This is a genomic window from Amycolatopsis sp. cmx-4-54 (assembly GCF_046548895.1).
Lineage (GTDB): Bacteria > Actinomycetota > Actinomycetes > Mycobacteriales > Pseudonocardiaceae > Amycolatopsis.
The window spans coordinates 1-20819 of sequence record NZ_JAEBEJ010000019.1; the positions used below are offsets into that span (position 1 = coordinate 1).

Below are 20819 nucleotides of genomic sequence, written 5' to 3' on the forward strand. Positions count from 1 at the left end.
CGCCTACCAGACACTCTTCACCACAACCCACCGACCAGCCTGACCCCCCACCCCAACAACCGGACCACAGTGGACACACCGGATGCGACGACCGGCAATCCACCACACCCACCAACCCCACACCTGATCAACAACCACCACCACGATCAACCCACAACCACACCGGTGGATCCAGGTCCAACGTTGCGAAAGTGGCTTTCGCAACGTCACACCGTGGCCATCGACCACAGCCAGAATCCGGTGGGAAACGAAGACCGACGACGGGCCCGGCCTGAGCGAGAGCGGCTCTCGTCCCCCGAGGGAAAACCCCGACCCGACCTCGGGCTTGTACGGAAAATGTATTTCCACCGGCTTTGCTTCGGCCTGTCCGGCTTCCCCACCTGATGGAGGTCTCCATGTCCAGGTTGCGCCGTTTCGCAGTGCTCGCCGCGGCCGCCGTCATCCCCGCGCTCGGCCTGACCCTCGCCGGTACGACGCAGGCGTCGGCCGCCCCGAACTTCCAGGTCCCGTTCAAATGCGGCGTCACGGTCACGGCGGCGACGTTCAGCGGGCACAGCCCGGCGAACTCGGTCGACTTCCAGAAGTCGGGGATCACCGGGATGCCGGTGCTGGCGTCGTCGGGCGGCACCGTCACCCGGGTCGCCAACGAAGGCAGCACGAGCTACGGGCGCTGGGTCGAGATCGACCACGGCGGCGGCTGGCGTACCCGTTACGCCCACCTGTCGACCCAGTCCGTCTCGGTCGGCCAGGCCGTCAGCCTCGGCAAGCAGATCGGCACGGCCGGGGCGACCGGCGGCGTGACCGGCCCGCACCTGCACTTCGAACAGCGGCTCAACGGGGTCGCGCAGAAGGCGGTGCTGCACGGGGTCGCGGTGCCGTACTACGGCCACACCAACTTCACCAGCAAGAACTCGTGCGGCGGCAACCCGTACGAGGCCACCGAGGTGTGCGGCAGCGGGTTCTCGGTCGTCGACTCGCAGGGGCTCGCGAACGGTTCGGGTACGGCGTACCTGCTCTACAACGCGTCGACCAAGGCCAACTGCGTCACCACGCTGAAGGCGGTTTCGCTCGGCACCGCGTCGCCGGTGTCGGCGTTCCTCGAAGTCCAGGGCTCGGCTCGCGTGACCGACTCCGGCAGCTTCACCTACTACGCCGGACCGGTGAAGAAGACGGCTGCCTCGACCTGCGTCAAGTGGGGCGGCTCGGTCGGGTCGAACGCTTACGAGAGCCCGTTCGAACACTGCGACTGATCCCGAGGGACCGGGCACTGTAGACCACCCCACCGACAGGATTGGCGTCCCCGCGCACGGTCCACGGCGGTTGTCCACAACGGTCCCGGCTGTCCACAGATTGTCCTGCCCCCACCCAGCGGCCCCATTCCCGCCGCAGGGTGGGGGCATGACCACCTCCACCCCGACCGGCAGGACCAAGGTCGATCTGACGGATCCGGCGGACCTGCTCGCCGCGATCCCGTACCTCCTCGGCTTCCATCCCGAGGACTCCGTCGTCGTCTTCGGCCTGCGCGGCCCGGGACGCAAACAGCAGGGCCTCGTCATGCGCGTGGACCTGCCCCCGCCGAGCCTGGAACTCGACCAGGCGCGGGATCTGGCGATCAGGCTCGCCGTGACCGGCCACACCGGTGCCACCGTGGCGGTGGTCGGCGGTGGTGTCGCGAACAAGGCGGGACGGCCCCCGCGACGCCGGTTCATCCGGCGCCTCGAGGCTTCGCTGACCGAGTTCGACATCTCGCTGAAGCATTCGGTGTGGGCGCCGCGGATCGCCGCCGACGTGCGCTGGGGCTGCTACCGGGAAAGGACCTGCGGCGGTCTCCTGCCGGACCCACGCGACTCGGTGGCCGCCGCGGTCGTCACCGGCGCCGGGCAGATCACGCACGCGAGCCGGGAAGACGTCGAGCGCCTCTTCGACCCCGTCGCGCCGGAGACGCTCGCCCGGCGTTCCGATCTCCTGACCAGGATGGCCGAGCCGCCATGGCGAGGCGGAGACCTCGTCCAGGCCGGAATCGACGAGGTGAACGCCGCGCTCGCCCGCGCCGACGGCGGCGACCGGACGATCACCGACGACCAGGCCGTCCGGCTGGCCTGGGCCCTTTCCCTGGTCGAGGTCCGCGGCGCCTGCATGCTCACCGCCGCCCCCGCGGATTCACCGCTCGCCCGCACCGCGGAGGAGCTCTGGCTCACGCTGGCCAGGGAACTCCCGGCGCCGGAAGCCGCCGAGGCGCTGGCCCTGAAGGCGCACGCCGCCTACGTCCGAGGTGACCTGGCGACCGCCGGGATCGCCCTGGTCAGGGCCGGTGAAACCGACCCCGAACACGGGTTGACGAAGTTGCTGACCGGGGCGCTGGAAACGATGGTGCAACCGTCCGAAGTGGCTCGGGTGGTCCTGCGGCAGCGAGCCGAAGGAACCCCCGAGATCGCCCTCAGGCGTTCTGGCGGGACCGGGTGAACGCCCAGGCGTCGGCGACGATGCCGTCGAGGTCGGTGCGTTCGGGCTTCCAGCCGAGTTCGTCACCGGCCCGCTCGCTGGAGGCCACCAGCACCGACGGGTCACCGGCCCGGCGCGGAGCGACCGCGGCGGGGATCTCGTGGCCGGTGGTGCGGCGGCACGCCTCGATCACCTCGAGCACCGAGAAACCGGTGCCGCTGCCGAGGTTGTAGATGCGGTGTTCGCCGTCGGCCGCGTGACGCAGGGCCAGCTGGTGCGCGTCGGCGAGGTCGACCACGTGGATGTAGTCGCGGATGGCGGTGCCGTCCGCGGTCGGGTAGTCGTCACCGAAGATCTGGATCCGCTCGCGGTCCCCGGTGGCGACCTGGAGCACGAGAGGGATCAGATGGGTTTCGGTGGTGTGCCGCTCGCCGAACGAGCCGTAGGCGCCGGCGACGTTGAAGTAACGCAGGCTGACGGCGGCGATGCCGTGGGCGCGCGAGAACGAGGTGATCGCGTGGTCGATGGCCAGCTTCGTCGCACCGTAGGTGTTGGTCGGCTGGGTCGGCGCCGTCTCCGGGATGGGGGAGGACTCGGGCTCGCCATAGGTGGCCGCGGTGGAGGAGAACACCAGCCGCTTCGTGCCGTGGTCGCGCATCGCTTCGAGCAGGCGGAGCGAGGTCAGGACGTTGCCTTCCCAGTACTTCGCCGGATCCGTCATCGACTCGCCGACCAGGGACTTGGCGGCGAAGTGGAGGACACCGTCGAAGCCGTCGCCGAGCAGGCGCCGGGCGACCTCGGCGGCGTCGCCCTCGACGAAGGTGGCGTCCGGGTGCACCGCGTCGGCGTGCCCGGTGGAGAGGTCGTCGACCACGGTGACGTCGTGCCCGGCCTCGATGAGGCGGGCCGCGCAGACGCTGCCCACATAACCGGCTCCGCCCGTCACCATCAGCTTCAGGGTCTTGGTCGGTTCGTCGGTCACGTTCGCGCCTTTCTGCTGCGGATGCGGTCGCGGCCCAGTGTCCTCGCCCCCGGGCACCGGCCGCGCCCCGGGTCCACGGAATCCGGCTTCGGCGTGTTCTCCCTCAAAACACGCGTGTCCCGTGCCTGGACACGCGAATCACGCCGCGCGGCCGATTCAGGGCTAGAGCTCGTCGCGGCCCGCGCCACGCGACGGCACGGCGGTGAACAGCCTGGGGTGACGCAGATCCGCCGCTTCGTACGCGGCCTTCACCGCTCGCCCGACGGTGTCCACATCGGACTCGCGGACCAGAGCGATCGCCGAACCGCCGAAGCCGCCGCCGGTCATCCGCGCGCCGAGCGCCCCGGCTTCACGGGCCGAATCGGCGGCGAGGTCGAGTTCGGGGGTGGAGATCCGGTAGTCGTCGCGCATGCTCACATGCGAGGCGTCCAGCTGAGGACCGATCTCGGTGATGCGGCCCGCCCGCAGCAGATCCACGGTGTCGAGGACGCGCTGGTTCTCCGTCACCACGTGGCGTACCAGTGGCACGAGTTCGTCCGGCAGCCTGTCGAGCGCGGCGTCGAGCCCGTCGACGTCGATGTCCCTCAGCGCCTTCACTTCGAGCAGTTCCGCGGCGCGCTCACAGCCCCGGCGGCGTTCGCCGTAGCCGCCCTCGGCGTGCGAATGCTTCGTGCGGGTGTCCATGATCAGGATCCGGACGCCGGATTCCTCCAGCGGGAACGGCACCTGTTCCAGCTCGCCGGAGCGGACGTCGAGGAACAGCACGTTCGATTCCGTGCAGCACAGGGAAGCGGTCTGGTCGAGCAGACCGGTCGGCGCCCCGACGAAGTCGTTCTCCGAACGCTGCACCCAGCGGGCCACTTCGTGCAGGCTCGGCGAACCCCCGCCGATGCCCGGAGTGATCCCGGCCAGCCCCAGCAGGGCGAGCGCGACGGCGCATTCGAGCGCGTGGGAGGAGGACAAGCCCGCCCCCGACGGCACGTTCCCCGCGATCACCACGTCCGCGCCGCCGGCGAGGCCCTGGTCACGCAGGACCCACGCGACCCCCGCCGGGTACGCGGCCCACCCCTCGACCGAGCCGGGCCGCAGGTCGGCGATGGCCAGCGGGCCGGACTCCTGGACCCTGCCGTCCGAGCCGAGGGTGGCCACGGTCAGCACACCGTCCTCGCGCGGCGTCGCCGCGGCGGCGAGCCGGTGCGGGAGGGCGAACGGCAGCACGAAACCGTCGTTGTAGTCGGTGTGCTCACCGATCAGGTTCACCCGGCCCGGCGCGGACCAGACCCCGGACGGGGCCCGGCCGTGGAGGGCCAGGAAGGTCTCCGCGGCGTCGGACGCGGCGCTCACCTGGCCTGCGCCAGCACGGCGTGCAGCGCCGACACGGGCACCTGGGCGGAGCTGCTCCCGCCGGTGACCTCGATGGTCCCGCCGGGCGCCGTCTTGCCGACCTTGACCCGGTTGCCGGGCACGATGCCGACCGACTTGAGCTCCGTCATCAGCGTCTCGTCCAGCTGCACGTGCTCGGCGATCCGGCGGATCTCGACCTCACCGCCACCCATGCGGGCGAACTCGTCGAGCCGCACGAGATCGGCTTCGGCGGGCGGAGCGGGATCGCCGTCGCCGAGCTTGTCGAGCCCCGGGATCGGGTTGCCGTAGGGCGACGTGGTGGGGTGGTCGAGCAGCTTGACCAGCTTGCGCTCGACGGCCTCGCTCATCACGTGTTCCCAGCGGCAGGCCTCGTTGTGGACGTGCTCCCACTCCAGGCCGATGACGTCGACCAGGAGGCGCTCGGCCAGCCGGTGCTTGCGCATGACCGCGATGGCGAGTTCGCGACCGTGCTCGGTCAGCTGCAGATGCCTGTCGTCCGCGACCACGACCAGTCCGTCGCGCTCCATCCTGGCGACGGTCTGGCTCACGGTCGGGCCGCTCTGCTGCAGCCGCTCCGCGATCCGGGCCCGCAGCGGGACGACACCTTCTTCTTCGAGCTCGTAGATGGTACGCAAGTACATCTCTGTGGTGTCGATGAGATCGTTCACGCTGTCCCCTTCGTCCGCGTTGCTCATCGTAGTCGCTGGCACCGACAGCGACGCAGGCGTGGGGAGAACAAGCGCCGAGGCGGGAAAAGTCCCCCAAGCTGGGCAGGGAGTCATGAGGCACGGGAAGATGGCCCCATGCGCCCCATGATCACCACCAGCGAACTCGCCGCGCGGCTTTCCGGGCCGGAATCGGCACGCTCCGTAGTGCTCGACGTCCGCTGGCGGCTCGCCGGCCCGCCCGGCGCCGAGTCCTACCGTGAGGCGCATCTCCCGGGCGCGATGTACGTCGACCTCGACACGGCGCTCGCGGGGGAGCCGGGTGACGGCGGCCGTCATCCGCTTCCCGAGCCGGGGACGCTGCAGCGGCATCTGCGGGCGGCCGGGGTCCGTGCCGGTCACCCGGTCGTGGTCTACGACGACGCCGACGGTTCGGTCGCGGCCAGGGCGTGGTGGCTGCTGCGCTGGGCCGGGCACGCCGAAGTCGCCGTGCTGGACGGTGGGTTCGCGGCGTGGGCCGAGGAGGAGCGCCCGGTCACCGACGAGGTCCCTTCGCCCGAGGAGGGGGACATCGTCGTGAAGCCCGGCGGCATGCCGGTGCTGGACGCGGCCGAGGCCGCCACGCTCGCCAGGGACGGCTTGCTCTTCGACGCGCGGGCGAGGCCGAGGTACGCGGGGGAGACCGAGCCGATCGACCCGCGCGCCGGGCATATCCCCGGCGCGGTCAACGCGCCCTTCTCCGGGCATCTCGGGGAGGACGGACGCTGGCGCGACGCCTCGGAACTGGCCGAGCGGTTCGAAGGTCTCGGCGTGACCCCGGAGACCCCGGTCGGTGTCTACTGTGGATCGGGCGTCACCGCCTCGTCCGTGGTGCTCGCGCTCGAGGTCGCCGGTCACCCGGAGCCCGCGGCGTTGTACGCGGGCTCGTGGTCGCACTGGTCGCGCGATCCGGAGCGCCCGGTGGCCACCGGGGATCTGCCCGGCTGACCCGCGGGCGTCCGGAACGACGCACGAGCCGCGTCCGGGCACTGGTGTCCCGCGTCGGAAATCCGGCGCGTATCCCGGCGGCCGGCTTCCCGACGGCCGCGTTGCCGGCCCGCCCGAGTACGACTCCGTACGAGGACGAACCGGCGCCTTGCCGATAAGCACCGTATTTCCGACGCGGGGCACTAGAGTTCGGACCATGCGAGCACCGGCCGTCGTATGGGACTCCTCGCTGCTGGGCTACGACCTCGGCGGCGAGCATCCGTTCAACCCGGTGCGGCTCGAACTGACGATCCGGCTCGCCACCGAGCTCGGCGTGCTCGACGGGGTCGAACTGCTCGTCCCCGGTCCGGCGGGCGAAGACGAGCTGCGGCGCGTGCACCTCGCCGAGTACATCGAGGCCGTCCGGCAGGCGCCGATGACCGGTGCCGACTTCGCGCACGGGCTCGGCACCGAGGACAACCCGGTGTTCACCGGGATGCACGAGGCTTCCGCGCTGGTCGTGGGCTCGACGCTGCTGGCCGCGCGGAAGATCGCCGAGGGTGAGGCGACGCGGGCGGTGAACATCGCCGGCGGGCTGCATCACGCGATGCCGGGCAAGGCGTCGGGTTTCTGCGTCTACAACGACTGTTCGGTGGCGATCTCGTGGCTGCTGGACCACGGTTTCGACCGCATCGCCTACGTCGACACCGACGTGCACCACGGCGACGGCGTGCAGACCGCGTTCTACGACGACCCCCGGGTGCTGACCGTTTCCCTGCACCAGCATCCGTTCACGTTGTGGCCGGGAACGGGCTACTCGGCGGAGATCGGCAAGGGCGGGGCCGAGGGCACCGCGGTCAACCTCCCGCTGCCGCCCGGCACCCGCGACGGCGGCTGGCTGCGGGCGTTCGAGGCGGTGGTGCCGTCCCTGCTGGAACAGTTCCGGCCGCAGATCCTCGTCACCCAGTGCGGCGTCGACTCGCACGAGGAAGACCCGCTGGCGGATCTCTCGCTGTCGGTGGACGGCCATCGCGCCATCTACCGGCGGTTGCGTGAACTGTCCGAAGCGCACGCCGGTGGCCGCTGGCTCGCCGTCGGCGGCGGTGGCTACCAGCTGATCCGCGTGGTGCCACGCTCCTGGACCCATCTGCTCGCCACCGTGCTCGGCCGCGACGTCGACCCGGCGACCTCGTTGCCGCCGAACTGGGTCGCGTCGATCTCCAGGGCCGCGCCGCGAGCCGAGCTCCCGGCAGGCATGTCCGACGGCCGCGAGACGGCGTTCGTCCCGTGGGGAGACGGAGCGGACGAGCCGGTCGACATCGCCATCCGCGACACCCGCCGCGCGATCTTCCCGCTGCACGGCCTCGATCCGGACGATCCCAGGGACTGACATGGCCAGTGAGGACACCAAACGCGACCCCTACGACTTCCCGCGCGAGTGGGAGGCCGACGTCCTGCTCTCCGACGGCGGCACGGTGCACCTGCGCCCGGTGATCCCCAGCGACGCCGACGGCCTCGTCGCCTTCCACGGCAGGCTGTCCGAACGCACCCGGTACTTCCGGTACTTCGGCGCCTATCCGCGGATCCCGCAGCGCGACCTCGAACGGTTCTCCGTCGTCGACCACCACGACAGGGTGGCCTTCGTCGCGCTGCTGGGCGACGACATCGTCGCGGTCGGCCGGTACGAACGGCTCGAACACGGGCCGTCGGCCGAGGTCGCGTTCGTCGTCGACGACGCCCACCAGGGCCGCGGGCTCGGGTCGATCCTGCTGGAACATCTGGCCGCCGCCGCCTCGGAGTCCGGGCTTCGCCGCTTCGTCGCCGAGGTGCTCGCCGAGAACGCGGCGATGGTCCGCGTGTTCCGTGACGCGGGCTACCAGGTCAGCCGCGAAATCGAGGAAGGCGTGCTGCACCTGGAGTTCGACATCGACCCGACCGAGGAGTCGCTCGCGGTCGCCCGGTCCCGGGAACAGGCCGCCGAGGCGCGCAGCGTGCACAATCTGCTCCACCCGAAGTCGGTCGCGGTGATCGGCGCGTCCACCGATCCGACGAAGATCGGCTACGTCGCCCTCACCAACCTGCTCAGCGCCGACTTCGCCGGCACCGTCTACCCGGTCAATCCCGAGCACAAGTCCGTCCGCGGCGTCCGCGCCTATCCGTCCGTCGTGGACATTCCCGAGGACGTCGATCTCGCGCTGGTCGCCGTGCCCGCCGAGGCCGTCGAGTCCGTTTTGGACGGTGCGCTGGCCAAAGGGGTCAAGACCCTCCTGATCGTCTCCGCCGGGTTCGCCGAGGCCGGGCCGCACGGGCTGCACGCCGAGCTGAGACTGGTCGGGGAGGCCAGGGCGCACGGGATGCGGGTCGTCGGCCCGAACGCGCTGGGCGTGCTCAACACCGACGCTTCGGTCCGGCTCAACGCCACCCTCGCGCCCCGTCTGCCCGCGCGCGGCCGCACCGGGTTCTTCTGCCAGTCCGGCGCGCTGGGCACCGCGATCCTCGCCGATGCCGAGTCGCGTGGTCTCGGGCTGTCGACGTTCGTCTCGGCGGGCAACCGGGCCGACGTCTCCGGCAACGACCTGCTCCAGTACTGGGAGACCGATCCGGCGACCGACCTCGTCCTGCTGTACCTGGAATCGTTCGGCAACCCGCGCAAGTTCGCGCGGCTCGCGCGGCGGCTGGCGCGGACGAAACCGGTGGTGGCGGTGAAATCCGGCAGGCACGCGGTCCGCCCGCAGCTCGCCGCGACGTCGGCGGAGGTCGACGAGTCCAGCGTCCAAGCCCTGTTCGAGCAGGCGGGCGTCGTCCGCGTCGACACGCTCGCGCAGCTCTTCGACACCGCGCTGGTCTTCGCCCACCAGCCGCTGCCCGCCGGGCCGCGGGTCGCCATCGTGGGCAACTCCAGTGCCATCGGGCTGCTCGCCGCCGACACCGCGCGGGCGCACGGTCTCCGGCTGGCCGCCGACCCGGTCGACGTCGGGCCGCAGGCGAGCCCGGAGGAGTTCGCCGCCGCCGTGCGCGAAGCCCTCAACTCCCCGGAGACCGACGCGCTCGTCGTGGTCTTCGTGCCGCCGCTCGCGATCCCGGGCACCGCGTACGCCCGCGCGCTGCGGGAGGCCGTCGTCGAGATGGACAAGAACAAGCCGATCGTGTCGACCTTCCTCGCCGTCGAGGGGGTGCCGGACGAACTGGCCGTGCTGTCGGAGGACGGCGTTCCGACGCGGGGTTCGGTCCCGTCGTACCCCAGCCCCGAACGCGCGGTGAACGCGCTCGCGCGAGTCGTGCGCTACGCCGCCTGGCGGCAGCGTCCGCAGGGCAACCTGGTGCGCCCCGCGGGGCTGCACGCCGAGCAGGCGCAGGTGATCGTCAGCGAACTGCTGGCGGGCGAGGACGGCAAGACGACGCTGCTCTCCGACGACGACGTGGTCCGGTTCCTGGGCTGCTACGGCATCGACGTGGTCCCGTTCCGGGTCGCCTCGTCCGCGGACGAGGCGGTGAAGTCGGCTGAGGAGCTGGGTTTCCCGGTCACCCTCAAGGCCGTCGACGAACGGCTGCGCGGCAGGCCGGACCTCGCGGGCGTGCGGCTCGACCTGTCCTCTGTGGACGGAGTGCGCCGGGCGTACGCCGATCTGCGCGAGATCTCGCACGACGACGAGGTCTACGTCCAGCGGATGGCGCCCAAGGGTATTTCGTGCGTGGTCGGGCTGCAGGACGATCCGTCGTTCGGCACGCTCGTGTCGTTCGGTCTCTCCGGGCTGGTCAGCACGTTGCTGGGGGACAGGGCCTACCGCGCGGTCCCGCTCACCGACGTCGACGCCGCCACGCTGCTGCGCGAGCCGCGGGCTTCGCCGCTGCTGACCGGATACCGCGGCGACGAACCGGCGGATCTGGCGGCGCTCCAGGACATCGTGCTGCGCGTGGCGGCGCTCGCGGAGGACAATCCCGAGGTCCGCTCGATGACGCTCGACCCGATCCTGGCGTCGCCGGACGGCGCCTTCGTCGCCAACGCGCGGATCGTGCTGGGCCCACCACCGTCCCGGCCCGACACGGGGCCGCGACGGCTGCGGCCGATCAACGCCCCCGCTTGAGCCCGGTCAGGAATCCCATTCCTGGGGCGAGCGGGCCGCGAGGTCCGCGTCGTGGCCGGTGAACGCCGCGATATCACCCCGGATCGTGTTGTGGAACGCGACGATCAACCCGTCGTGGACGAGTTTCGTCTGCACCGCCCGAGCTTCCCCGGCCAGGGGACCGGCGGGGATGCTCAGCGTGGTGGCGGTGTGCACGAGATCGAACCCGCCGCCGAGCGGACGGCTCGACACCTGGCGGATCCGCAGTGTGCTGCCCCGGTAGATGGTGTCGAAGATGTTCTGGCTCTCGCGCGCGATCGTCGCGCGGCCGCGCTGGATGCGGCCGACGACGTCGACGAAATCCGCGTCCTCGGCGAAGTTCGCGGCCCACGCCTCGCCGTCGCCCGCGTTCCAGGCGCGTTCCAGCGCGGTGATGATCTCCTCGGTGGTCATCGCTATCCTTCCTAGAACATCGTTCCATTACTTAGAACAACGTTCCAACTTTCGAGGAGCATACATGCCCCCGGACCTTCCCGGCATCGTCCGGTTGCGCGACCGGCGTGAGGCGCTGACGCTGCGCACGATCCTGACGGCGGCCCGCGGCCTCTTCGCCGAGCGCGGGTACGCGCGGACACCGATCCGCCTCATCGCCCAGGAAGCGGGGGTGTCCCCGCAGACCATCTACGCGCACTTCGGTTCGAAGGCCGGTGTCCTCGGCGGGCTCGTCGACCTCCTCGACGACGAGGCCGGGATCCCCGACCTCGTCGCCGAGGCGCGGCGGACCGAGGACCCGGTCGCGTTGCTCGGCCTGCTCGCCACGGTCGCCCGCCAGGTCCGGGAACGCTGCGGCGACATCGTCGCGATGCTGAGCTCCGGTGCCGCCGTCGATCCGGACATCGCCGCGACCCAGGCGGAAGGTGCCCGGCGTAACCGGCTCGGCGTCGAGATGGTCGTCGGCCGTATCCACGAGAGCGGGCGCGCGGTGGTGCCCCGGGCCGCGGACGTCGCCGTGGCCCTGATGAGCGCCGACGTCCACACCAGCCTCGTCGCCGAGGCCGGGTGGAGTCACGACGACTACGAAGCCTGGCTCAAGGACACCTTGGTCACGTCGCTGCTCCGGTGACGCAAGTTCTTGCCGACCACCCCGCATTTAGTCCTCTGGATGCGGTAGTCGGGGCCACGAATTACCGTATCCAGAGGACTAAATGCGGGGGTAGCGGAGCTCTTGGGCGTCGCGGGTGCCGTCCGCGGCCAGGTCGCGTTTGAGCACCTTGTGCGTGGCGGTCCGGGGCAGTTCGCCGAGCGTCCGCACGAACCGGGGCCACTGCTTCGGCCCCAGATCACCTTGCGCGGCAACGAAAGCCGCGAACTCGGCGGCGTCGATCGGCGACCGGCAGACGAGGGCCGCCATCACCTGGTCGCCCACACGCGGATCCGGAACCCCGTAGACGGCGGCCTCGCTGACGGCGGGGTGCCGCAGGAGCGCGCGCTCGATCGGGGCCGTGCCGAGGTTCTCGCCGTCGACGCGCAGCCAGTCGCCGAGCCGTCCCGCGAAGTAGCAGTAGCCGTCCGCGTCGAGGTAGGCCAGGTCACCGGTGTGGTACATCCCGTCGCGCATGCGCTCGGCCTCGGCCGCCGGATCGCCGTAGTACCCGGCGAAGAAGCCGGGACCACCGGTGTTGACCAGTTCGCCGACCGCGTCGGCGGCGTTGAGCAGCTTCCCGGCTTCATCGAACTCCGCCGGGGGACAGGGTTTCCCGGTCTCCAGGTCGAGGACAGCGACGCCGTCGAGCAGCCTGCCGAGCGAACCGGCCGGGGTGGTGGCGTCCCTGCCGAAGTTCACGCCGCCCTCGGTCGAGCCGAACGCGTCGACGACGTGGCAGCCGAAGCGCTTGCCGAAAGCGGCGAGGTCGGCTTCCGCTCCTTCGTTGCCGTAGACCAGTTTCAGCGGGTTGTCGGCGTCGTCGTCCCGCTCTGGGGTGGTGAGCACATAGGACAGTGGCTTGCCGACGTAGTTGGCATACGTCGCCCCGAACTTCCGGATGTCCGGCAGGAAACCGGAGGCGGAGAAGCGTCGCCGCAACGCGATCCCCGCGCCCGCGGCGAGCCCGACCGACCAGCCCGCCATGATGGCGTTGGAGTGGAACATCGGCATCGACACGTACACGGTGTCCTGTATGGACAGACCGAACCGGGTGGCCAGCATCTCGCCCGGGTAGGCGACCTTGCCGTGCGTGCACCGGACCGCCTTCGGGTCACCGCTCGTGCCCGAGGTGAAGATCAGCATGAGCAGGTCTTCGGGCTTCGAGGCCACGGGGACGACGGCCTCCCGCGCGGGTTCGAGAGCGCTCAGCGGCAGCACCGGGACGTCCGCCTCGGACAGGAGTGGAAGATACTTCTCCTCGGCGAACACCAGCTCGCAGCCGGCCAGCGCGACGTCGCGGGCCAGCGCCGCGCCCCGGCGCGTGGGGTTCAGGCCGACCAGCACGTGCCCCGAGAGCGCCGCCCCGCCGAGCAGGAACGAGAACTCGGGAACATTGTCCGCCAGCAGCCCGAAGTGCCCGCCGGGCCGCAGAATCGCGGTGAGCGCGGCGGCGTGTCCGGCGCAGGCCCGGACGTGTTCGACCCAGGTCCAGCGCCGGTCCTCGAACAGCAGGCCGGTCGAGCGGTCCTCCGCCCGCGCGAGCAGGAGCTCCGTGACCGTGGGGGTCATGCCGGGTCCGCGGCCAGCAGGTCGCCGAGTCCCCGCAGCTGTGCGGTCGCTCCGCCCAGGGTGAACTCGAGCCGTTTCGCCGCGACGAAGTAGCGATGCAGGGTGTGGTCGACGTCGATGCCGACCCCGCCGTGGACGTGCACGGCGGTGTGCGCGACACGGTGCCCGGCCTCGGCCGTCCAGAACTTCGCCGTCGCGACCTCTTCGGCCGCCGGAAGCCCTTCGCTGAGCCGCCAGGCGGCCTGCCACAGCGTCAGCCGGACGGCTTCGACGTCGACGTAGGCGTCGGCGAGCCGCTGCCGCACCGCCTGGAAACTCCCGATGAGGTGGCCGAACTGCTTGCGCTCCCGCGCGTACGCCGCGGTCAGCTCCAGCGCCCGTTCGACCACGCCGAGCTGCTGCGCGCAGACGCCGACCGTGCCGCGCAGCCGCAGCCATTCGCCGATGTCGCCCAAGGACGTGGCGGCCTTCGCACCGGACAGCTCGACGAGCGCCGCGTCGGCGTGGTCGACGGTCCGCTGCGGCGAGACCGTCACGGCGTCCCGGTCGAGCAGGAACACCTGACGGCCGCCGTCAATGGCGGCTTCGACGAGGAACCCGTGCGCGAACGCGCCCGACGGCACCGCGGTCTGCGCGCCGGTCAGCCGCCAGCCGTCCCCGTCGGCCTCGGCGGTGAAACCGCACGGCACGCCGTAGTCCGGCAGCGCCACCGCGAGAACGTGGTCACCGCGCAGGACCGGGACGACCCAGCGCTCGGCAAGCCTTCCGTCCCCGAATTCGGCGACGGCGGCCGCGCCGAGGACGACCGACGTCAGATACGGCACGGGTGCGACCGCGCGGCCGATCTCGGCCAGCACGGAACACTGCTCCAGCAGCCCGAACCCGCCACCGCCGACCGACTGCGGCAGCGCGGCGTCGAGCACCCCGGCCTGCGCCAGCGAAGTCCACAATGGAGCGTCGAAGCCGCCGGAACCGTGCGGCCCCAGCACGTCGGGGGTGACCTTGTCCGTCAGGATCCGGCGCGTGAGCGAAGCGAGATCCTGCTGCGCCTCGGTGAGCGTGAAGTCCATCGATATCTCCTAGTGGTCACGATCGGAAGGTGGCCGGGGGTCTCGACGGCCCAGGTTCCCGCTGGGCGCACGGCCGGAAGACACGAGTACGACACCGGTACGCACGTCTCCCGGCCGCGCGCCCAGCGGAAATCTGGATCCATCGAATACCCCCACCCACTTTCCGATCGCGACCACTAGCGCGTGACGGGCAGGCCGAGGGCGGTCGCGGCGATCATGTCCCGCTGGATCTCGTTGGTCCCGCCGCCGAAGGTGAGGATCAGCGAAGAGCGGTGCAGCCGTTCGATCCGGCCGCGCAACTGGGCGCCTGGGGAGCCCTCGCGGACGACGGCGCACGCGCCGAGGATCTCCATCATCAGCCGGTACGCCTCGGTCGCGAACTCCGTGCCGAACACCTTCGTCGCCGACGCCTCCGCCGGGCCGAGCTCGCTGCTCGTGGCCGCCCAGGCGATCCGCCAGTTCCGCAGCTTCAGGTACTCGGCGTGCGTGTGGATCCGCGCCAGGTGCAGCCGCACCCACGGCTGGTCGACGACGCGGGAGCCGTCGGGAAGTTTCGTGGTCTGCGCCCAGCTCCGCACCTCGCGCAGCGACGTCTGGATCGGGGCGGCCGAGGTCAGCGCGACGCGTTCGTGGTTGAGCTGGTTCGTGATGAGCGGCCAGCCCTCGTTCTCCCCGGCGACCCGGGAGGTCACCGGGACGCGGACGTCGTCGTAGTAGGTCGCGCTCGTGCCCGGCCCGGCGACCGTATGCACCTTGGTCCAGGAGAAGCCGGGGGCCGAGGTCGGCACGATCAGCATGCTCAGGCCCTTGTGCTTGCGGGCGTCGGGGTCGGTGCGGGCGGCCAGCCAGACGTAGTCGGCGTACTCGATCAGGCTCGTCCACATCTTCTGGCCGTTGATGACGTAGTCGTCGCCGTCGCGGACCGCGCGGGTGCGCAGCGACGCGAGGTCGGTGCCCGCGCCCGGCTCGGAGTAGCCGATCGCGAAATGCAGCTCACCGGCGGCGATCTTCGGCAGGTAGAACGCCTTCTGTTCTTCGGTGCCGTAGCGCATGATGGTCGGCCCGACGGTGTTCACCGTGAGGAACGGGACGGGCACCCCCGCCGCGGCCGCCTCGTCGGTGAAGACGAGCTGGTCGAGCATCGGCCGGTCCTGCCCGCCGTACTCGCGGGGCCAGCCGATCGCGAGCCAGCCCGCACTGCCGAGGTCTCGGACGATTTCCTTGTACACCAGGCCGTCGCCGTACTCGCCACCGTCACCGGCCAGGGCTTCACGGCGTTCGGGGGTCATCAGCCCGGCGAAGTACTCCCTGAGTTCCGCCGCCAGCGCCCGCTGCTCCGGCGTGTAGTCGATCCGCATCCGTCACCTCTGCCGTCGGTGCTCGTTACTGGTGCCATGGCCGCTCGCGGCGGTAAGGTAGAACCTGTTCTAGTTGTACCAGGTGTGGCGGCGAGGAGGGAATATGGAGATCGACGTCGATCGCTCGCTCTGCGAGGCGAACGCGATCTGTGTCGGCTTCGCGCCCGAGGTCTTCGATCTCGACGACGATGAGGAACTGGTCGTCGCGTCGGCCGAAGTTCCCCGAAATCAAGTAGAACGTGTTACTCAGGCTGTGGCGAGCTGTCCGAAAAATGCCCTGCTCATCCGTGGTTAGCACCGTTGATGTGGCGCTTGCATAGAACGAGAACAGATTCTAGTGTGTGCGGAGAGGCTGTGCGTTGGAAGGCGGGAGGCCCGGAGTGAGTTTGGACGGCAGGACGGCCATCGTGACCGGGGCCGGCGCGGGACTCGGCCGAGCCGAGGCGCTGGCGCTGGCCGCCGCGGGGGCGTCGGTGGTGGTCAACGACGTGTCGGACGCGGCGCGCGCGGTGGCCGACGAGATCGAGGCCGAGGGCGGCAAGGCCGTCGCGGTCACCGGCGACGTGTCGGAGTCCGCGACCGCGGACGCGTTGCTCACCGCCGCCGTCGACCACTTCGGCGGGCTGCACGTCCTGGTCAACAACGCGGGCGTGCTGCGCGACCGGATGCTGTTCTCGATGACCGACGACGAATGGGACACCGTACTCCGCGTCCACCTGCGCGGGCATTTCCTGCTTTCACGCAACGCCGGGGCGTACTGGCGCGACAAGTCCAAAGTGGACGGCGCGCCGGTGTACGGCCGGGTGGTCAACACCGCGTCGGAGTCGTTCCTGCTCGGCGCCCCCGGCCAGCCGAACTACGGCGCGGCCAAGGCGGGCATCGCCGCGCTCACCGTCTCCACCGCGCGCGGTCTGTCCCGTTACGGCGTCCGCGCCAACGCGATCTGCCCGCGCGCCCGCACGGCGATGACCGAAGCGGTCTTCGGCGCCGACGCGCCGGAGGGGATCGACCCGCTTTCGGTCGACCACGTCGCGCCGTTCGTGTCCTTCCTCTGCTCGCCCGAGGCCGATCGCGTCAACGGTCAGGTGTTCCTCGTCTACGGCGGGATGGTCGCGCTGCTGCGGCCGCCGTCGGTGGAACAGCGGTTCGACACCGTCAACGGCACCTGGACGGCCGGCGAACTCGCCACCAGCGTGGGCGGCTACTTCGCCGACCGCGACCCGGAGCGGATGTTCTCCGCGTCCGAGATCATGTCGCTGCCGTGAACAACAGGAACAGGTGTGGATGACGATGGGCAGGCTCGACGGCAAGGTAGCGCTGATCACCGGCGGCGCCCGCGGGCAGGGCGAGGCGGCCGCGCGGCTGTTCGTCGCCGAGGGCGCGCGCGTGGTGATCGCCGACATCAACGACCTCGACGGCAAGAAACTCGCCGCCGATCTCGGCGAGTCCGCCGTCTACCAGCATCTCGACGTCGGCGACGAGGCCGGATGGGAAGCCGCGATCGAGCGCACCGTCTCGGAGTTCGGCCCGCCGACGGTACTGGTCAACAACGCGGGCATCCTGCATTTCTCGGAACTCGGCAAGACCACGCTCGCCGACTACGAACGCGTCATCCGGGTGAACCAGATCGGGGCGTTTCTCGGGATGCGTTCGGTCGTTGAACCGATGACCGGGGCCGGAGGCGGCTCCATCGTCAACGTGTCCTCAGTCGAAGGGCTCGCCGGGATGCCGTTCCTCGTCGCCTACACCGCGAGCAAGTTCGCGATCCGCGGGATGACCAAGGTCGCCGCGCTCGAACTCGGCGCGAAGAACATCCGCGTCAACTCGGTCCATCCCGGCGCGATCGACACCCCGATGGTCGCGGCCGCCGCGGGCGGGCAGAAAGTCGACATGTCGTGGGTGGGCAAGAAGGTCGCCCTGGGCCGCGTCGGGCAGCCGGAGGACATCGCGAAACTCGTGTTGTTCCTGGCCAGTGACGAAAGTTCGTACAGCACGGGTTCGGAGTTCGTCGCCGACGGCGGCGCCTGTGCCACGCACGCACTTAGATTCTGATCGGGCGCGAAGCGCCTCCGTTGAGGGTGGTGGTGGGGACATGGATGGACTAGCGCGGAGGTGCCGAGAGCAGAGTGAACACCGCTGACGCAATGGGGCGTTGACAGGTGGAGTAAGACTCGGGGCAGGCTACTGGGAGGTTCTGTGGGAGCGACGGTGTCCGTCCCCGGTACGGGTGCGCTCGCACAGGTCGGCAGGCTCGCGACCCTGTCGTGGGAAGTCCTGCGCGCGATCTTCAAACGCCCGTTCCAGTTCCGCGAATGGATCCAGCAGTGCTGGTTCTTCGCCAGCGTCACCATCCTGCCGACGGCACTGGTGGCGATCCCGTTCGGCGCCGTCATCGCGTTGCAGCTGGGCTCGCTGACGCAGCAGATCGGCGCGCAGTCGTTCACCGGCGCGGCGAGCGCGCTCGCGATCGTGCAGCAGGCGAGCCCGCTGATCACCGCGCTGCTGGTGGCGGGCGCGGGCGGCAGTGCGGTCTGCGCCGACATCGGCGCCCGCAAGATCCGCGAAGAGATCGACGCGATGGAGGTCCTCGGGGTCAACCCGATCCAGCGCCTGATCGTGCCCCGCGTGCTCGCCGCGATCGTGGTTTCGGTGCTGCTGAACGGTTTGGTGAGCGTCGTCGGCGTGCTCGGCGGTTATTTCTTCAACGTCGTCATGCAGGGCGGCACCCCCGGCGCGTACCTCGCCAGCTTCAACGCGCTCGCGCAGGTGCCGGACCTGTGGATCAGCGAGATCAAGGCGCTCCTCTACGGTTTCGTCGCCGGGGTGGTCGCGGCGTTCCGCGGGCTGAACCCGGCGGGCGGGCCGAAGGGTGTCGGCGACGCGGTGAACCAGGCCGTGGTCATCACGTTCCTGCTGCTGTTCCTGATCAACGTCGTGCTGACCGCGATCTACCTGCGGATCGTCCCGCCGAAGGCGATGTGACATGGCAGGCGAACCCGCTGTTTCGGACCGGACGCTCGAAATCATCGCGCGTCCCGGTGCGATGCTGGAAGGCTTCGGCGGCCAGCTGTCGTTCTACTTCCGCGCGCTGGCCTGGACCCCGCGCACGATCCGGCGCTACGGCCGCGAGATCTTCCGCCTGCTGACCGAGGTCAGCTTCGGCACCGGCGCGCTCGCGGTGATCGGCGGGACGCTCGGCGTGATGATCGGGATGACACTGTTCACCGGTCTCATCGTCGGTCTGCAGGGCTACTCCGCGCTGAACCAGCTCGGTACCGCCGCGCTCACCGGGTTCATCTCCGCCTACTTCAACACCCGCGAGGTCGCGCCGCTTTCGGCCGGGCTCGCGCTCTCGGCCACCGTCGGCTGCGGGTTCACCGCGCAACTCGGCGCGATGAAGATCTCCGAGGAGATCGACGCGCTCGAAGTGATGGGCGTGCCGAGCCTGCCGTATCTGGTGACGACGCGGGTGATCGCCGGCGTCACCGCGGTCATCCCGCTCTACGCCGTCGGCCTGCTTTCGTCGTATCTCGCCTCGCGGCAGATCACCATCTGGCTCTACGGCCAGTCCGCGGGCACCTACGACCATTACTTCACGTTGTTCCTGCCGCCCGAGGACGTGCTTTGGTCGTTCCTCAAGGTGATCATCTTCAGCGTGCTCGTGATCCTGTCGCATTGCTATTACGGCTACACCGCCAGCGGTGGGCCCGCCGGGGTCGGTGTCGCGGTCGGCCGCGCGGTGCGGACGTCGATCGTGCTGATCTCGGTCCTCGACTTCTTCCTCAGCCTCGCGATCTGGGGCGCCACGACGACGGTGAGGATTTCCGGGTGAACAGGAGGATTCTGCTGCGGCGGCTCCGGCACCAGGTGCTGGGCCTGGTCTTCCTCGTGGTGGTCGTGCTGTTCTTCGTCACCACCATCGCCTTCTACCAGAAGGCCTTCACCACGGTGACCCTGGTGAAACTGGAGACCGACCGCATCGGCAACCAGATGCGCGTGGGCGCGGACGTGAAGGTGCGTGGAATGGTCGTCGGCGAGGTCCGGGAGATCCAGGCGCACGGTGATCGCGCGACGATGGACCTGGCGCTGCATCCGGACAAGACGTCGGTCATCCCCGCCAACGTGTCCGCGCGGCTGCTGCCGAAGACGTTGTTCGGCGAACGGTATGTCGCGTTGCAGATACCGGAACGGCCGGAGCGGCACATCGCCGAGGGCGACGTCATCCCGCAGGACCGCAGCAGCAGCGCGATCGAACTGGAAACCGTGCTCGGCAACGTGATGCCGTTGCTGCAGGCCGTCCAGCCGGAGAAGATGGCCAGCACGCTCAACGCCGTCGCGTCCGCTTTGGACGGTCAGGGCAAACAGCTGGGCTCGACGCTGGCGGGGCTTTCGGACTACCTCGGCAAGGTGAATCCGTCGCTGCCCGATCTCAAGGCCGACATCACCGGGCTCGCCGACGCCGCCGCGATCTACGACAAGGCCGCGCCGGATCTGCTGGCCGCGCTTTCGGATCTGACCACCACGAGCAAGACCCTGGTCGAGAGCCAGCGCGGGCTCGCCGACGTGTACTCGACGGTGACCGCGGCCTCGATCGACCTGACGAGTTTCCTGAAAGTGAACCAGGACAACCTGATCCGCCTCACCACCAGCCTTCAGCCCACGTTGGACGTCCTCGCGAAGTACGCGCCGGAGTACCCGTGCCTGCTCAAGCAGCTCGCCGGATCGGTGCCGCGCGCGGAACTCGCGTTCGGCAAGGGCACCGCGCATCCCGAGGTCAGCCGGGTGACGATCGAGTTCACGCCGAGCCGGGGCAAGTACCTGCCCGGTGTCGACGAGCCGAAGTACAACGACAAACGCGGTCCGCGGTGTTACCCGGAGGTGCCGCCGCCGGGACGCTGGCCGCAGTACCCGCCGGACGGCGCCATCGACGACGGATCCTCGAAACCCGCGCCGCCGCGCGATCCCGACGGCACCCTGCCCTCGAACGGGACCATTCCCGCGGGTGGGGGCGCGGGTGGTTCGGTGGTGAACTCGCCGGATGAGCAGCGGCTGATCGACCTGCTCGTGTCGCCGGCCATGGGCACGACGCCGGATCAGGTGCCGAACTGGGGGAGTCTGCTGGTGGGGCCGCTGTACCGCGGGGTGGAGGTGGAGCTGCGATGAGTACTCAGGCGCGCGCGGTGGGTGCGGGCGT

Annotated in this window: 19 protein-coding genes; 12 read left to right on the forward strand and 7 right to left on the reverse strand. The window is 70.3% G+C overall.

The window, feature by feature from the left end:
• Positions 1-395 precede the first annotated feature (395 nt).
• Together ACLJQ7_RS39700 and ACLJQ7_RS39705 are read left to right on the forward strand one after the other, a co-directional pair.
• The gene (locus ACLJQ7_RS39700) at positions 396-1250 is read left to right on the forward strand and encodes a M23 family metallopeptidase (protein ID WP_410653350.1); all 855 of its coding nucleotides are present in this window, start codon (positions 396-398) and stop codon (positions 1248-1250) included.
• A 148-nt stretch (positions 1251-1398) separates the two neighbouring features.
• Positions 1399-2463, forward strand: coding sequence for a DUF4192 domain-containing protein (locus ACLJQ7_RS39705; protein WP_410653351.1), 1065 nt, complete (start codon positions 1399-1401; stop codon positions 2461-2463).
• On the opposite strand, the gene galE is transcribed toward ACLJQ7_RS39705, so the two are convergent.
• The 3 genes from galE to ACLJQ7_RS39720 form a co-directional block, all read right to left on the reverse strand.
• Positions 2438-3391: a UDP-glucose 4-epimerase GalE gene (galE, locus tag ACLJQ7_RS39710; RefSeq protein WP_410653452.1), complete on the reverse strand. Its 954-nt coding sequence runs from the start codon at positions 3389-3391 to the stop codon at positions 2438-2440. The two genes, ACLJQ7_RS39705 and galE, sit on opposite strands and share 26 nt — an antisense overlap.
• Before the next feature lie 195 nt (positions 3392-3586).
• Complete coding sequence (gene galK / locus ACLJQ7_RS39715; protein ID WP_410653352.1) at positions 3587-4768, reverse strand: galactokinase; 1182 nt, start codon at positions 4766-4768, stop codon at positions 3587-3589.
• Complete coding sequence (locus tag ACLJQ7_RS39720; RefSeq protein ID WP_091597341.1) at positions 4765-5484, reverse strand: metal-dependent transcriptional regulator; 720 nt, start codon at positions 5482-5484, stop codon at positions 4765-4767. Before ACLJQ7_RS39720 ends, galK begins: the two co-directional genes overlap by 4 nt.
• Positions 5485-5592: 108 nt before the next feature.
• Between ACLJQ7_RS39720 and ACLJQ7_RS39725 the strand changes: the two genes are divergently transcribed.
• From ACLJQ7_RS39725 to ACLJQ7_RS39735, 3 genes are all read left to right on the forward strand, one after another.
• Complete coding sequence (locus ACLJQ7_RS39725; RefSeq protein ID WP_410653353.1) at positions 5593-6441, forward strand: sulfurtransferase; 849 nt, start codon at positions 5593-5595, stop codon at positions 6439-6441.
• A gap of 196 nt (positions 6442-6637) precedes the next feature.
• Positions 6638-7810, forward strand: a complete 1173-nt coding sequence (locus tag ACLJQ7_RS39730; RefSeq protein ID WP_410653354.1) for an acetoin utilization protein AcuC — start codon at positions 6638-6640, stop codon at positions 7808-7810.
• A gap of 1 nt (position 7811) precedes the next feature.
• Positions 7812-10505, forward strand: coding sequence for a GNAT family N-acetyltransferase (locus ACLJQ7_RS39735; RefSeq protein WP_410653355.1), 2694 nt, complete (start codon positions 7812-7814; stop codon positions 10503-10505).
• A gap of 6 nt (positions 10506-10511) precedes the next feature.
• Here the strand turns inward: ACLJQ7_RS39735 and ACLJQ7_RS39740 are convergent, their stop codons facing one another.
• Entirely contained in the window at positions 10512-10937 is a 426-nt protein-coding gene (locus ACLJQ7_RS39740; RefSeq protein WP_410653356.1) for an SgcJ/EcaC family oxidoreductase, read from the reverse strand.
• 64 nt (positions 10938-11001) lie between these two features.
• Here ACLJQ7_RS39740 and ACLJQ7_RS39745 point away from each other — a divergent pair, with 64 nt between their 5' ends.
• Positions 11002-11607 carry a TetR/AcrR family transcriptional regulator gene (locus ACLJQ7_RS39745; protein WP_410653357.1) on the forward strand — a complete coding sequence of 202 codons (606 nt, stop codon included), beginning with the start codon at positions 11002-11004 and terminating at the stop codon, positions 11605-11607.
• Between the two features lie 78 nt (positions 11608-11685).
• Here the strand turns inward: ACLJQ7_RS39745 and ACLJQ7_RS39750 are convergent, their stop codons facing one another.
• From ACLJQ7_RS39750 to ACLJQ7_RS39760, 3 genes are all read right to left on the reverse strand, one after another.
• Positions 11686-13197, reverse strand: a complete 1512-nt coding sequence (locus ACLJQ7_RS39750) for a long-chain-fatty-acid--CoA ligase (protein ID WP_410653358.1) — start codon at positions 13195-13197, stop codon at positions 11686-11688.
• On the reverse strand, positions 13194-14267 hold the full coding sequence (locus tag ACLJQ7_RS39755) for an acyl-CoA dehydrogenase family protein (protein WP_410653359.1): 1074 nt from the start codon (positions 14265-14267) through the stop codon (positions 13194-13196). Before ACLJQ7_RS39755 ends, ACLJQ7_RS39750 begins: the two co-directional genes overlap by 4 nt.
• Before the next feature lie 176 nt (positions 14268-14443).
• Positions 14444-15625: an acyl-CoA dehydrogenase family protein gene (locus ACLJQ7_RS39760; RefSeq protein ID WP_410653360.1), complete on the reverse strand. Its 1182-nt coding sequence runs from the start codon at positions 15623-15625 to the stop codon at positions 14444-14446.
• A gap of 103 nt (positions 15626-15728) precedes the next feature.
• On the opposite strand from ACLJQ7_RS39760, the gene ACLJQ7_RS39765 reads away from it, so the two are divergent.
• The 6 genes from ACLJQ7_RS39765 (at position 15729) to ACLJQ7_RS39790 (ending at position 20788) form a co-directional block, all read left to right on the forward strand.
• Complete coding sequence (locus ACLJQ7_RS39765; protein ID WP_410653361.1) at positions 15729-15920, forward strand: ferredoxin; 192 nt, start codon at positions 15729-15731, stop codon at positions 15918-15920.
• An 85-nt stretch (positions 15921-16005) separates the two neighbouring features.
• The gene (locus ACLJQ7_RS39770) at positions 16006-16890 is read left to right on the forward strand and encodes a 3-oxoacyl-ACP reductase (protein WP_410653362.1); all 885 of its coding nucleotides are present in this window, start codon (positions 16006-16008) and stop codon (positions 16888-16890) included.
• A gap of 25 nt (positions 16891-16915) precedes the next feature.
• Positions 16916-17677, forward strand: coding sequence for a glucose 1-dehydrogenase (locus ACLJQ7_RS39775; RefSeq protein WP_410653453.1), 762 nt, complete (start codon positions 16916-16918; stop codon positions 17675-17677).
• 144 nt (positions 17678-17821) lie between these two features.
• Positions 17822-18607, forward strand: coding sequence for an MlaE family ABC transporter permease (locus ACLJQ7_RS39780; RefSeq protein ID WP_410653363.1), 786 nt, complete (start codon positions 17822-17824; stop codon positions 18605-18607).
• A gap of 1 nt (position 18608) precedes the next feature.
• Complete coding sequence (locus ACLJQ7_RS39785; RefSeq protein ID WP_034322613.1) at positions 18609-19457, forward strand: MlaE family ABC transporter permease; 849 nt, start codon at positions 18609-18611, stop codon at positions 19455-19457.
• Positions 19454-20788, forward strand: a complete 1335-nt coding sequence (locus tag ACLJQ7_RS39790) for an MCE family protein (protein ID WP_410653364.1) — start codon at positions 19454-19456, stop codon at positions 20786-20788. Before ACLJQ7_RS39785 ends, ACLJQ7_RS39790 begins: the two co-directional genes overlap by 4 nt.
• The last annotated feature ends 31 nt before the right edge of the window (positions 20789-20819 follow it).